Below are 13,575 nucleotides of genomic sequence, written 5' to 3'. Positions count from 1 at the left end.
AAGTACGTCGGTCTGGAAGGTCGTATCATCGGCATGACCACCTACGGTGAGTCGGCGCCGGCTTCGGCACTGTTCGAAGAGTTCGGCTTCACCCTGGAGAACATCCTCGGTACTGCCGAAGAGCTGCTGGAAGACTGATGTAACAAAGGAGGGCAGTGACGCCCTCCAGGTCGTGCAAAGGGAGGGCTTTGCCCTCCATCGCGACGCAAGGCCGCTCCTGCAGGGACCGCGCAACCCAAGATGGCGGTGCGGTCCCTGCAGGAGCGGCCTTGCGTCGCGATGGGCCGCAACGCGGCCCCAACAGCCATCATGCGTTAGCGAGCCAACGAATGCCCCACCTGCGTCCCTACAAAGTTGCACTCAACGGTTATGGCCGTATTGGCCGCTGTGTCCTGCGCGCGCTGTTCGAGCGGGGGGCAAAGGCCGGTTTCGAGATCGTCGCGCTGAACGACCTGGCCGACCAGGCCAGCCTGGAATACCTGACACGCTTCGACTCCACCCACGGGCGTTTCCCCGGTGAGGTGAGGGTGGACGGCGACTGTCTGCATATCAATGGCGACTGCGTGAAGGTAATGCGCAGTGCCACCCCCGAGGGTATCGACTGGGCCGCCCTCGACATCGACCTGGTGCTGGAGTGTTCCGGCGCCTACAACACCCGTGCCGATGGCCAGCGCTTCCTCGATGCCGGCGCGCCGCGGGTGCTGTTCTCCCAGCCCATGGCCAGCGAGGCCGACGTCGATGCCACCGTGGTCTACGGCATCAACCAGGCCTGCCTGACCGGCAGCGAGCGCCTGGTGTCCAACGCCTCGTGCACGACCAACTGCGGTGTGCCGCTGCTGCGCGTGCTGGACCAGGCATTCGGCATCGAGTACGTGCAGATCACCACCATCCACTCGGCGATGAACGACCAGCCGGTGATCGACGCCTACCACCACGAAGACCTGCGCCGCACGCGCTCGGCCTTCCAGTCGGTGATCCCGGTGTCCACTGGTCTGGCGCGCGGTATCGAGCGGCTGCTTCCGGAACTTGCCGGGCGAATCCAGGCCAAAGCGGTACGTGTACCCACCGTCAACGTTTCGTGCCTGGACATCACCCTGCAGACCGCCCGCGACACCAGCGCGGCAGAGGTCAACCAGGTGCTGCGCCAAGCGGCGCTGGAAGGCCCGCTGAAAGGCTTGCTGGCCTACACCGAGCTGCCGCACGCCAGCTGTGATTTCAACCACGACCCGCATTCGGCCATCGTCGATGCCAGCCAGACCCGTGTTTCCGGCCCCCGCCTGGTGAACCTGCTGGCCTGGTTCGACAACGAATGGGGGTTCGCCAATCGTATGCTCGACGTCGCCGAACACTTTCTGCACGTCGTTCACCCAACCCGCAACAAACAGCCCTGAAGGACTGCATTCATGACCGTGTTGAAGATGACCGACCTCGACCTGCAAGGTAAGCGCGTACTGATCCGCGAAGACCTCAACGTGCCTGTGAAGGACGGTGTGGTAGCCAGCGATGCGCGTATCATGGCAGCGCTGCCGACCATCAAGCTGGCCCTGGAGAAGGGCGCAGCGGTAATGGTCTGCTCGCACTTGGGCCGCCCGACTGAAGGCGAGTTCTCTGCCGAGAACAGCCTCAAGCCGGTTGCCGACTACCTGAGCAAGGCCCTGGGCCGCGAAGTGCCGCTGGTTGCCGACTACCTGGACGGTGTCGAGGTAAAGGCCGGTGACCTGGTGCTGTTCGAGAACGTGCGCTTCAACAAGGGCGAGAAAAAGAACGCCGACGAGCTGGCACAAAAGTACGCCGCCCTGTGCGACGTGTTCGTCATGGATGCTTTCGGTACCGCACACCGCGCCGAAGGCTCGACCCATGGTGTCGCCAAGTTCGCCAAGGTTGCCGCTGCCGGCCCGTTGCTGGCTGCCGAGCTGGACGCCCTGGGCAAGGCCCTGAAAGCCCCGGCCAAGCCGATGGCGGCCATCGTTGCCGGCTCCAAGGTTTCCACCAAGCTCGACGTGCTGAACAGCCTGAGCGCGGTCTGTGACCTGCTGATCGTGGGTGGTGGCATCGCCAATACCTTCCTGGCCGCTGCCGGCCACCCGGTTGGCAAGTCGCTGTACGAGCCAGACCTGGTCGACACCGCCAAGGCCATTGCGGCCAAGGTCAACGTACCGCTGCCGGTTGACGTGGTGGTTGCCAAGGAATTCGCTGAAAGCGCCGAAGCCACCGTCAAGGCCATTGCCGACGTTGCCGCAGACGACATGATCCTGGACATCGGCCCGCAGACCGCAGCCAACTTCGCCGAGCTGCTGAAGTCGTCTAAGACCGTTTTGTGGAACGGCCCGGTGGGCGTGTTCGAATTCGACCAGTTCGGCAATGGCACCAAGGTGCTGGCCAATGCCATCGCCGACAGCGCGGCGTTCTCCATCGCCGGTGGCGGTGACACCCTGGCGGCCATCGACAAATATGGCGTCAGCAAGGATATCTCCTACATTTCTACCGGTGGTGGCGCCTTCCTCGAGTTCGTCGAGGGCAAGGTCCTGCCAGCGGTGGCAATCCTGGAAGAGCGGGCAAAGGCCTGATGACTTCGGCGCTTGGCAAAGGGAGTGGCCTGATGGTCAAGCAATTGCCTGTGATGATGCTGGCCGGCTTGCTGAGCGCTTGCGCCGGCAGCCCGGCCTCGGACGGCGACCCGTCGCACCCGCCCAAGGGCGGCTGCTACCAGTCCGAGTGGCAGGCCGAGACCGTGCCGGTCATCAGCAAGCGCGTGGGCCCGGAAGGCCTGGAAAAGTATGACGAAGACCACCAGCGCAAGGCGCCGGGTTGCCCTTGATCGGGTAGTCGGCAACCTGAAGGCTGATTTGTGGTCTTGGAAAGGGGGCCGCTATGCGGCCCATCGCCGGCAAGCCAGCTCCCACAGGTACAGCTTCTCTTGCAAGGATGTGCGGGGTCTGTGGGAGCTGGCTTGCCGGCGATGGGCTGCAAAGCAGCCCTGAATTGAGGAAACTGAATGAAAGCGCTTATGGCCGTAACGGCCCTGGCGACACTGGCAGGATGCTCACTGCTGCAGCCGGCGCAACCCGCCCCGGCAGACAACTGGACCCGTTGGGTCTGCGATACCCAGGCCGAAGTGCTGTGGCGCTTCGCCGACGCGCAACGCGACCAGGTCGACGTACGCCTTGGCGGCGGCGACCAGGTTTACCGGCTCAAGGCCGAGCCGGGTGCCTCGGGTGCGCTGTATAGCGATGGCATGCTGGCCTTCCACACCAAGGGCGAAGAAGGCCTGGTGTACTGGGTGGCAACCAACGATCTGATTGGGCGGGGCTGCAAGGCACCGTGACTGGCCGGGCCGCGAGGGTGGCCCACACTACTTGAACAGCAACCGCCCCTGCGGCAGGCTTGCACGAAACAGACGACGCTTGTCGGGAGAGAGATACACAATGGCACTCATTAGCATGCGCCAGATGCTGGACCACGCCGCCGAGTTCGGTTACGGCGTACCAGCTTTCAACGTCAACAACCTCGAGCAGATGCGCGCCATCATGGAAGCGGCCGACAAGACCGACTCTCCGGTGATCGTCCAGGCCTCGGCCGGTGCCCGCAAATACGCTGGCGCGCCGTTCCTGCGCCACCTGATCCTGGCTGCCATCGAAGAATTCCCGCATATCCCGGTGTGCATGCACCAGGACCACGGCACCAGCCCGGATGTCTGCCAGCGCTCGATCCAGCTGGGCTTCAGCTCGGTGATGATGGACGGCTCGCTGGGTGAAGACGGCAAGACCCCGACCGACTACGAGTACAACGTCCGCGTTACCCAGCAGACCGTCGCCATGGCGCACGCCTGCGGTGTTTCGGTTGAAGGCGAGCTGGGCTGCCTGGGTTCGCTGGAAACCGGCATGGCCGGTGAAGAAGACGGCATCGGCGCCGAAGGCGTGCTGGACCACAGCCAGATGCTGACCGACCCGGAAGAGGCCGCAGACTTCGTCAAGAAGACTCAGGTCGACGCCCTGGCGATCGCTATCGGTACCAGCCACGGTGCCTACAAGTTCACCAAGCCGCCAACCGGTGACATCCTGGCCATCGAGCGCATCAAGGAAATCCACAAGCGCATCCCCAACACCCACCTGGTGATGCACGGGTCCTCCTCGGTACCGCAAGAGTGGCTGGCGATCATCAACCAGTACGGCGGCGAGATCAAAGAGACCTACGGCGTACCGGTAGAAGAAATCGTCGAAGGCATCAAGTACGGCGTGCGCAAGGTCAACATCGACACCGACCTGCGCCTGGCCTCGACCGGTGCCATGCGCCGTCACATGGCCATGAACCCGAGCGAGTTCGACCCACGCAAGTTCTTCGCCGAAACCGTGAAGGCCATGCGTGACGTGTGCATCGCGCGTTATGAAGCCTTCGGCACTGCCGGCAACGCATCGAAGATCAAGCCGATCTCCCTGGAAGGCATGTTCCAGCGCTATGCCAAAGGTGAGCTGGCCGCCAAGGTCAACTGATCCGCAGGCAACCCTGAAAAAACCCGCAGCGATGCGGGTTTTTTCATTTCTGGCGGCTACCACCTTGCGCTTTCTTTCCGCAGACCGACCGTTGGTCGGCTACCGTACAGTTAGCCACTGATAGCGTTCTGATTGCATTGCGTGTCGGCAGCTCAGGTCTAGAGTACTAAACGGATCCAACCGTATTTGAAGTCGGTCACATAATAGAGAAGCAGCATGGATGGCGCTCACCCTCAACCACAGCCACTGGATGGCAGCTCGGTTCTTCTGGTAGTAGACGACTACCCCGAGAATCTCATCAGCATGCGGGCATTGCTGGCCCGGCAGGATTGGCAAGTGTTGACGGCAAGCTCGGGGATGGAAGCCTTGAGTGCGCTGCTCGAACACGATGTCGACCTGGTGTTGCTGGATGTACAAATGCCGGAAATGGACGGCTTTGAAGTCGCCCGGCTGATGCGTGGCAGCCAGCGCACTCGGCTGACACCGATCATATTCCTCACCGCCAACGAACAGTCTGAAGCGGCCGTGCTCAAAGGCTACGCCAGCGGCGCCGTGGACTACATGTTCAAGCCGTTCGACCCGCAAATACTCAAGCCCAAGGTTCAGGCACTGCTCGACCAGCAGCGCAACCGGCGCATGCTGCAGCGCCTGACGCGTGAGCTGGAAGCGGCCAGGGCGTTCAACGCGTCAATCCTGGAAAACGCCGCCGAAGGCATCCTGGTAGTGGATGACAAGGGCATCATCGGCTTTGCCAACCCTGCCATTTCGCGCTTGCTGTCAGCGCCAGTGCAGCAGTTGCAGGGCGCCCACCTGCTCGACCTGGTGCAATTGGCCAGCGCCAGCCTGTGGCCAGAATCGGATTTCTACAAAGCCTATCTGGTTCGGCAGATTTTCCGCGTGCACGACGCCCAGCTGCGCACCGTGGCTGGCGAACTGGTGCCGGTGGCGTTGTCCTGCGCGCCGTTGCCGGCAGACCAGCAGGCCATGGTGGTGACCGTGCTGGACATGTCGGTAGTGCGCAACCTGCACCAGCAGCTTGAATACCAGGCCGTCACCGATCCGCTCACCGGCCTGCTCAACCGCCGCGGTTTCTACCAGGCCGCCGAGGGGGCGCTGCTGCGCAACGAGCGCTCGGACAAGGCACAGGCGCTGATGTACATGGACCTGGATGGCTTCAAGCGGATCAACGATTCGCTTGGCCACGATGCCGGCGACCGGGTACTGCGCTGGGTGGCCGAGCAGCTCAAGGACTGCCTGGGCAGCGATGCCCTGCTGGCGCGCATGGGTGGGGATGAGTTTACTGCGCTGTTCGACAGCCTGCCGTACCCGGAGCAGGCCGGGCGCTATGCCGAGCGTTTGCTCGAGCGTGTTTCCATCAGCCACGAAGTGGAAGGGCTGGATGTAACGCTCGGGGTCAGCATCGGCATCGCCACCTTCCCGGACTGCGGCGCCAATGTGGAAGGCCTGCTGCGGGCGGCGGATGCCGCGATGTATGCGGCCAAGCAGGCCGGTCGCCAGCAGTACCGCTTCTATGATCAGGAGCTCAATGGCCGGGCGCGGTCGCGGCTGATGCTCGAAGACAGCGTGCGCGCCGCCATCGAGCAGCAGGACTTCACCCTGGTCTACCAACCGCAGGTGGGTTTCAACGATGGTCGTCTGCGTGGCTTCGAGGCCTTGCTGCGCTGGCAGCACCCCAGTGTTGGCGATGTGCCGCCGGGGTTGTTCATCCCCTTGCTCGAGGAAGCGCGCCTGATCAACCGCCTGGCCAGCTGGATCTACCGGCAGGGCGCAGCGCAGCGCCAGGCATGGTGCCAGCGCTTCCCGGCCGACCTGGTGCTGGGCATCAGCCTGAGCCGCGCGCAGTTCGTCATGCCCGGCCTGGTCGAGGAGTTGCAGCGGGTCATCCAGCTTTACCAGCTAGCCCCGACGCAGCTGGAAGTGGAAGTGGCAGAAACCTCGCTGATGTACAACATCGATGCGGCCGTGAAGCAGATACACCGCTTGCGCGAGTTGGGGGTAAGGGTGGCGCTGGATGATTTTGGCGCGGGTGACTGTTCGCTACGCATGCTACGTGACCTGCCAATCGATACCCTCAAGCTTGACCGCCATCTGGTTGCGCGACTGCCCGACTCGGCAGTGGATGCGGCGCTGGTGCGCAGCGTCATCGGCCTGTGTACCGACTATCACATCACGGTCATCGCCGAAGGCGTGGAAACCCCGGCCCAGGCGGCCTGGCTGAGGGCCAATGATTGCGAATACGTGCAAGGGTTTTTAGTGGCGCACCCGATGACTGCGGCAGATGCCAGCGGCTTCCCGGCGATTTTCCCCTGGCCACGGGCGTGATTGGCTAGAATCGGCATTCGTTACGCCGACTACAGTGCCATGACCGTACTCCGTTATTTGCAAGCCTACCCTCCGCACCTGCAGGCGCAGGTGCGGCAGATGATCGACAGCGACCGCCTGGGCGAATACCTGCAGCGCCGCTACCCAGACCGCCATGAGGTGCAAAGCGACAAAGCGTTGTATGGCTATGCCCAGGACCTGCGCCAGCAGTACCTGCGCAGCGCGCCGAACCTGGACAAGGTGCTGTTCGACAGCCGCCTCGACCTGACCCATCGGGCCCTGGGCCTGAACACGGCGGTATCGCGGGTGCAGGGCGGCAAGCTCAAGGCCAAGAAGGAGATCCGCATTGCGTCGCTGTTCAAGGAGGCCGCGCCGCAGTTCTTGCGCATGATCGTGGTGCACGAGCTGGCACATCTGCGCGAGCGCGATCACAACAAGGCGTTCTACCAGCTCTGCCAGCACATGGAGCCGGACTACCACCAACTGGAATTCGACCTGCGCGTCTACCTGACCTATCGGGAGCTGCCGGGCAACCCCTAAGGAACATGCAGCATGGAAGTGAGCAAGACCAAGAGCAGCTTCTACCGCCGCCTGTACGTGGCCTGGCTGATCGACAGCCAGACCGCGACCAGCGTGCCAGCCCTGATGGAGGCCACCGGCATGCCACGGCGCACCGCCCAGGACACTATCGCGGCGCTAGCCGACCTGGATATCGTCTGCGAGTTCGAGCAGCAGGAAGGCGCGCGCAACCACGCCGGGCATTACCGCATTCATGACTGGGGTGCGATCGACAAGCAGTGGATCATCCGCCATCTGCGGCAGATACGCGAAGTGCTGGGCTACCCCTGAGGTTTATGGGAGCTGGCTTGCCGGCGAAAGGGGTGCTAAGCACCCCCGGCAATTCAGCCTTTGCGCATGCCGATATGTGGAATGTCATCTTCAAGGTATTCCTCACCCGCCACCACAAACCCATGCCTGGCATAAAACGCCTGCAAATGCGCCTGCGCCGACAGATAAACCGGTACTCCCGGCCAGCAATGCTCCGCCGCCTCCAGCGCCTTCGACAGCAACGTGTGCCCCAGCTTCAGCCCTCGCGCCGCAGGTGAAGTCACTACCCGCCCGATCACCACATCCCCGCCCTGGGATTGCGGATCGAGCAAACGCAGGTAAGCCACCAGTTTGTCTTCCTGCCATGCCATGAGGTGCAGGGTGTCGCCGCTCAGGTCCTGGCCATCGACGTCCTGATAGGCGCAGCGCTGCTCGACCACGAACACTTCGGTACGCAATTGCAGAATGGCGTAGAGCTGATCTTTGCCAAGGTCGGTGTGGTGCTTGCAGAGCCAGTCGATGGACACAGGCGCGAACTCCTTGAATGAGACCTCGATCATCGCATGTCGAATGCATTTGGCCAAAATAGAGGCTGAAAAGCACAGACCCCGCGAAAAATCAGGCGGGCGGGCTCTCTTTGATCAAGTGCCCCGCCAAGGTACGCAGCGGCCCCAACTGCCGGCAGATCAACGCCAGCTGGGTCTGCACCAGCCGCTGATGTTCATCCAGTTCTTCCGGCATCTGTTCCAGGGCATTGGCCAGCGCCTCCTCGGCATCGCTATGAATCGCCACCGGCAGCCGTGCGGCCAGGCCGTTGGCAATCTCGTCCAGACTGTTGGCCAGGCTCTGCCCTGCACCTTCGATCAATTGCTCCTGCACCTGCGCGGGCAACGCCATATCGCGGTGCGCACCCAGCCCCGACAGATAGCTGAGCAAGGTGTGCGACAGCACCAGGAAGCGGAAGCCGACGTCGGCTTCCTTGCGGAAGTGCCCAGGCTCCATCAGCATGTTGGCCAGGGTGGTGGACAGCGCCGCATCGGCGTTGTGGGCGTTGCGCCGGGCCAGGCGGTAGGCCAGGTCGTCGCGCTTGCCGTGGGCGTACTGCTGCATGATCTGCCGCAGATAGACGCTGGCGCAGGCCAGGGTATTGGCCAGTGCCTTGTTCAACCGCCGCCCCTGCCAGTCGGGCAGGAACAGGAACACCGCGAGGATGGCGATCAGGCTGCCGACCAAGGTATCGAACAGGCGCGGCAGGAACAGGCCATAGCCATCGCCGATCTGGTTGAAGCAGAACAGCACCATCAAAGTGATCGCGGCCGTGGCCAGGGTGTAGCGGGTGGTGCGGTTGACGAAGAACACCACCCCGGCGACCACGGCAAACAGCGACTGGATGACCGGGTTGGGGAACAGGTCGAACAGCGCCCAGCCCACCGTCAGGCCGACTGCGGTACCGAAAATGCGCTGCACCAGCTTGCGCCGGGTTGCACCGTAGTTGGGCTGGCACACGAACAGCGTGGTGAGGATGATCCAGTAGCCCTGGGTGGGGTGAATCAGGTGCACCATGCCGTAGCCGATCGACAACGCCAGCGGCAGGCGCAAGGCGTGGCGGAACAGCAGCGAGGTCGGTGTGAGCTGGGTGCGCAGGCGCGTCCACACATCCTTCAGCGAGCGTGGCGAACGGTCGAGCAGGCTGCTGTCGCTGGCATCGGCCAGGCTGTCGGGGTTGCTGGCAGCGCTGAGCAGGCGGTCCAGCGTGGCCAGGTTGGCGGCCAGCGCCCGCAGCGAGCGTAGCAGGCTGCGCCAGGCCGGGTTGTTCTGGTTGCGCAGGTGCTCCAGCGACGCGTTGAGGTCCTCGAGTGCTTCGGTAAAGCCGCTGGCGAGTACGAACGGCTGGCGCAAGCGGATAGAGCGGGCCAGTTCCTGGCAGGATGAGCCCTGCTTGCGCAGCAGGCGCTGGCAGCGGAACATCACGTCGCTGTGGAAGAACGCCTCGGTCAGGGCGTTGTAGGGGTAGTGCGAGGCACTGACCCGCTCGTGGATATCCTGGGCCAGGAAGTACAGCTTGAGGTAGCGGCTGACCTTGGAGTTGGGCTGGCTGTTGCCGACCCGGTGCAGGATGATTTCCTTGGCGGCGTTGAGCGCCGCCACCACCTTGCCATTCTGCTGGGCCAGTTCCAGGCGCCGGGCCTCCAGGTCGAGGGTGCGGATGGGTTCGAACAGGCTGGCCTTGAGCTTGAGGTAGCGGCCCAGTTCGAAAAACAGCTTGGCCAGGCTCTGTTGCACCGGCTGGTTGGAGAACAGCGCCTGCCACAGCACCGACAGCAGCCCGTACCAGGCCGCACCTGCCACCAACAGCATCGGCTCGTGCCAGAAGTCCGTTACCTGGCCACCGCGCTGGTCCACGCCGATCATGGTGTACACCGCCGTGATCAGCGTTGCCGAGGCGATCGCGCCATAACGTTCGCCCAGGGCGCCGAGCATGGTCAGCCCGAACGCCGCCAGGGCCAGGGCGATGGCGAAGATCCAGGGGTAGGGGAACAGCAGTTCGACGGCCAGTGCAGCGATGGCGAAGCACACCAGGGTAACGGCCAGGGCGCTGAGGCGGCCCTGCCAGCTGTCGTCGGTTTCGGCCAGGGCACTGGCGATGATGCCGAGGAACAGCGGAATCAGCAGGGCCATCTCGTTCTGGTACCAGCACAGGGCCAGGCTCCCGGTGAGGGCGATGGTGACCCGGATGCTGTAGCTGAACTTGTCTTGGCCCCACAGGCGACGCAGTGACTGACGGAACGAGCTCGATGACATGATGGCCTGCTAGGCAGTGAGCGAATGAATGCATTGCAGCACGGCCAGCAAGAAGCGTTCCGTGCTGCTGAATGGATTCTACTCTACACGAACTGCGCTGCGGCGTTGGCCGATGCCCACGCCCACTGGAAGTTGAAACCGCCCAGGTGGCCGGTCACGTCCAGCACTTCACCGATGAAGTACAGCCCGGGGCTCTTCAGTGATTCCATGGTCTTGGACGACACTTCGCGGGTGTCGACCCCTCCCAGCGTCACCTCGGCGGTGCGGTAGCCTTCGGTGCCGGCCGGCACCACCTGCCAGTTCGCCAGCTTTTCGGCGATCTGGGCCAGCTCTGCCGGGGTGTACTGCTTCATGGGCCTGGACTCGAACCACTGCTCGGCCAGCAGGTTGGCCAGTTTGCGGGTAAAGACCTCGCCCAGCACGGTCTTCAGTTCGGCGTTGGCGCGTTCGGTTTGCATCTGTTGCAGCCAGGTCAGTGCGTCACGGTCCGGCAGCAGGTTGATCTCGACCGTGTCACCGGCTTCCCAGAACGACGAAATCTGCAGGATCGCCGGGCCGCTCAGACCGCGGTGGGTAAACAGCAGGTTCTCGCGGAAGCTGCTGCCATTGCAGCTGGCGGTGCAATCCAGCGAGGTGCCGGACAGCTCGGTGCACAATGCCTTGAGTTGGGGATCGGTGATAGTGAAGGGCACCAGGCCGGCGCGGGTTGGCAGCAGTGTGTGGCCGAACTGGCGCGCGACCTGGTAGCCGAAGCCGGTGGCGCCTAGTGTCGGGATCGACAGGCCACCGGTGGCGATCACCAGCGACTGGCAGGCGAACTGGCCGCCGCTGGTCTGCAGCAGATAGCCGTTTGCGGTTTTCTCGATCTGCTCGATGCTGATTTGCATGCGGATCTCGGCACCAGCCTCGTCGCATTCGGCCAGCAGCATGTCGAGGATGTCACTGGCCTTGTTGTCGCAGAACAGCTGGCCGAGTTTCTTCTCGTGGTACGCCACGCCATGCTTGCACACCAGCTCGATGAAGTCCCACTGGGTGTAGCGGGCCAGGGCCGATTTGCAGAAGTGTGCATTGTGCGAAAGGAAGTTGGCCGGCTCGGTGTACATGTTGGTGAAGTTGCAGCGGCCGCCGCCGGACATGAGGATTTTCTTGCCCGGTTTGTTGGCGTGGTCGAGCAGCAGTACCCGGCGGCCACGGCGGGCGCTGAGCTGGGCGCACATCAGGCCGGCGGCGCCAGCGCCGAGGATGATCACGTCGGTGGAGTGCACGGTATGAACCTGTCTGGATTCGAATGTGGAATGCCGACCCTGTGGGAGCGGGTTTACCCGCGAATACGATGGCGCATGCACCATGGCTTTCGCGGGTGAACCCGCTCCCACAGGGTCACTGTCTGGGATTAAAGAATGCGGACTTTCAGGGCGCGGCCCTTGATCTTGCCGCTGTTCAGCCGCTGCATGGCCTGCTTGGCCAGCGCACGTTCCACGGCCACGAACGCCTGGAAGTCGAAGATGGCGATCTTGCCCACCTGCTTGCCCGGGATACCGGCATCACCGGTCAGCGCACCGAGGATGTCACCCGGGCGCAGCTTGTCCTTGCGCCCGGCAGCGATGCACAGCGTGGTCATCACCGGCAGCAGCGGCTCGCCGCCTTTGTTTTTCAGGCTGTCCAGTTGGTCCCAGCGCAACGGGCTCTTCTGCAGCTGTTCGATGGCCTGGGCACGGTGGCCTTCGGCCGGGGCCACCAGGCTGACCGCAATCCCTTTCTCGCCGGCACGACCGGTCCGGCCCACGCGGTGCACATGTATTTCGGCATCACGCGCCAGCTCCACGTTGAGGACCATGTCCAGGCCATCGATATCCAGGCCGCGCGCGGCTACGTCGGTGGCTACCAGCACCGAGCTGCTGCGGTTGGCGAACATGGTCAGTACCTGGTCGCGGTCACGCTGTTCCAGGTCGCCGTGCAGGGCCTGGGCGACGATGCCCTTGGCGGTGAGGTGGGCAACCACGTCTTCGCACTGCTGCTTGGTGAAGCAGAACGCCACGCACGACTGCGGGCGGTAGTGGCCGAGCACGCGGGTGACGGCCTCCAGGCGCTGCTGCGGGTCGATCTCGATGAAGCTCTGCTCGATCTGGTTGTCGGCGTGCAGGCTCTCGACCTTCACTTGCTGCGGGTTGCGCATGAAGTCGGCGGCCAGCTGCTTGATGCCGGTTGGGTAGGTGGCCGAGAACAGCAGGGTCTGGCGGCGCGATGGGGTCTTGCCGATGATGCTGGCGATGGCGTCGAAAAAGCCCATGTCGAGCATGCGGTCGGCTTCGTCCAGCACCAGGGTGTTCAGGCCATCCAGCACCAGGGTGCCTTTGTCCAGGTGCTGCTGGATGCGCCCCGGGGTGCCGACGATGATGTGCGCACCGTGCTCCAGCGAGGCAATCTGCGGGCCCAGTGAAACGCCGCCGCACAGGGTCAGGATCTTGATGTTGTCCTCGGCCCGCGCCAGGCGGCGCAGCTCCTTGGCCACCTGGTCGGCGAGTTCGCGGGTAGGGCACAGCACCAAGGCCTGGCAGCCGAAGTAGCGCGGGTTGATCGGGTTGAGCAGGCCGATGCCGAAGGCGGCGGTCTTGCCGCTGCCGGTCTTGGCCTGGGCGATCAGGTCCTGGCCCTTGAGGATGACCGGCAGGCTCTGGGCCTGGATCGGCGTCATCGAGGCATAGCCAAGGGCGTCCAGGTTGGCCAGCATGGCGGCGGACAGCGGCAGAGTGGCAAAAGCGGTGGATTCGGTGGTCACGAGGCAGGCCTGCGTTGCGAAGCGAAAAAATGCCGCACAGTCTACCAGCCTCATGGCCATTCGCCCTACGACTCCATGTGTTGTTCCGGACGACGGGCACGCCTTCCGTCCGTCGGCGCCAGTTGCATGAAGATCGCCGCTGCCAGCATTGCCATCACGCCGATGGTGACGAAGGTCAGCTGGAACGCCCCCAGCGTGGTTTCCACGCCATCGGCGCTGCCGGCTGCAGTAAACCCGCCGAGCAACGCACCGGCGCAGGCCACACCGAGGCTGAGCGACAGCTGTGCGACCACCGACAGCAGGCTGTTGCCGCTGCTGGCGCTGGCGTCGTCA

Annotated in this window: 13 protein-coding genes and 1 pseudogene; 9 read left to right on the top strand and 5 right to left on the bottom strand. The window is 63.7% G+C overall.

The window, feature by feature from the left end:
* The 9 genes from HP546_RS31420 to HP546_RS15955 all read left to right on the top strand — a co-directional run.
* Positions 1–138: hypothetical protein (locus HP546_RS31420; RefSeq protein ID WP_172227284.1), on the top strand; the 138-nt coding region annotated here is incomplete at its 5' end.
* 191 nt (positions 139–329) lie between these two features.
* On the top strand, positions 330–1,391 hold the full coding sequence (gene epd, locus HP546_RS15990; protein WP_172227282.1) for an erythrose-4-phosphate dehydrogenase: 1,062 nt from the start codon (positions 330–332) through the stop codon (positions 1,389–1,391).
* 12 nt (positions 1,392–1,403) lie between these two features.
* A complete protein-coding gene (locus HP546_RS15985) occupies positions 1,404–2,567 on the top strand; it encodes a phosphoglycerate kinase (RefSeq protein ID WP_172227280.1) in 1,164 nt (387 codons plus the stop codon).
* Positions 2,567–2,818, top strand: a complete 252-nt coding sequence (locus HP546_RS15980) for a hypothetical protein (protein WP_172227278.1) — start codon at positions 2,567–2,569, stop codon at positions 2,816–2,818. The genes HP546_RS15985 and HP546_RS15980 overlap by 1 nt, the downstream gene beginning before the upstream one ends.
* A gap of 177 nt (positions 2,819–2,995) precedes the next feature.
* Positions 2,996–3,325 carry an MliC family protein gene (locus HP546_RS15975; RefSeq protein WP_172227276.1) on the top strand — a complete coding sequence of 110 codons (330 nt, stop codon included), beginning with the start codon at positions 2,996–2,998 and terminating at the stop codon, positions 3,323–3,325.
* Between the two features lie 100 nt (positions 3,326–3,425).
* Complete coding sequence (fba, locus tag HP546_RS15970) at positions 3,426–4,490, top strand: class II fructose-bisphosphate aldolase (RefSeq protein WP_172227274.1); 1,065 nt, start codon at positions 3,426–3,428, stop codon at positions 4,488–4,490.
* Positions 4,491–4,706: 216 nt separating this feature from the next.
* Positions 4,707–6,833 (top strand): bifunctional diguanylate cyclase/phosphodiesterase, encoded by a 2,127-nt coding sequence (locus HP546_RS15965; protein ID WP_172227272.1) that lies wholly within the window; start codon positions 4,707–4,709, stop codon positions 6,831–6,833.
* Between the two features lie 39 nt (positions 6,834–6,872).
* The gene (locus HP546_RS15960; RefSeq protein WP_172227270.1) at positions 6,873–7,373 is read left to right on the top strand and encodes a M48 family metallopeptidase; all 501 of its coding nucleotides are present in this window, start codon (positions 6,873–6,875) and stop codon (positions 7,371–7,373) included.
* A 12-nt stretch (positions 7,374–7,385) separates the two neighbouring features.
* Entirely contained in the window at positions 7,386–7,682 is a 297-nt protein-coding gene (locus HP546_RS15955) for a helix-turn-helix domain-containing protein (protein ID WP_003249396.1), read from the top strand.
* Positions 7,683–7,735: 53 nt separating this feature from the next.
* On the opposite strand, the gene HP546_RS15950 is transcribed toward HP546_RS15955, so the two are convergent.
* The 5 genes and pseudogenes from HP546_RS15950 to HP546_RS15930 form a co-directional block, all read right to left on the bottom strand.
* Complete coding sequence (locus HP546_RS15950) at positions 7,736–8,188, bottom strand: GNAT family N-acetyltransferase (RefSeq protein WP_172227268.1); 453 nt, start codon at positions 8,186–8,188, stop codon at positions 7,736–7,738.
* A gap of 91 nt (positions 8,189–8,279) precedes the next feature.
* Positions 8,280–10,463, bottom strand: coding sequence for a YccS family putative transporter (gene yccS, locus HP546_RS15945; RefSeq protein ID WP_172227266.1), 2,184 nt, complete (start codon positions 10,461–10,463; stop codon positions 8,280–8,282).
* Positions 10,464–10,546: 83 nt separating this feature from the next.
* Positions 10,547–11,728: an NAD(P)/FAD-dependent oxidoreductase gene (locus HP546_RS15940; RefSeq protein ID WP_172227264.1), complete on the bottom strand. Its 1,182-nt coding sequence runs from the start codon at positions 11,726–11,728 to the stop codon at positions 10,547–10,549.
* 128 nt (positions 11,729–11,856) lie between these two features.
* Positions 11,857–13,194 carry an ATP-dependent RNA helicase DbpA gene (gene dbpA, locus HP546_RS15935; RefSeq protein ID WP_256676351.1) on the bottom strand — a complete coding sequence of 446 codons (1,338 nt, stop codon included), beginning with the start codon at positions 13,192–13,194 and terminating at the stop codon, positions 11,857–11,859.
* Between the two features lie 113 nt (positions 13,195–13,307).
* Positions 13,308–13,575: pseudogene (locus tag HP546_RS15930) on the bottom strand (MFS transporter); the annotation flags it as partial.

The organism is Pseudomonas sp. CM25, from assembly GCF_013179705.1.
Classification (GTDB): Bacteria; Pseudomonadota; Gammaproteobacteria; order Pseudomonadales; family Pseudomonadaceae; genus Aquipseudomonas.
The sequence above is the reverse complement of the archived record's forward strand: the minus strand, read 5'-3'. Positions and strand labels throughout refer to the sequence as shown.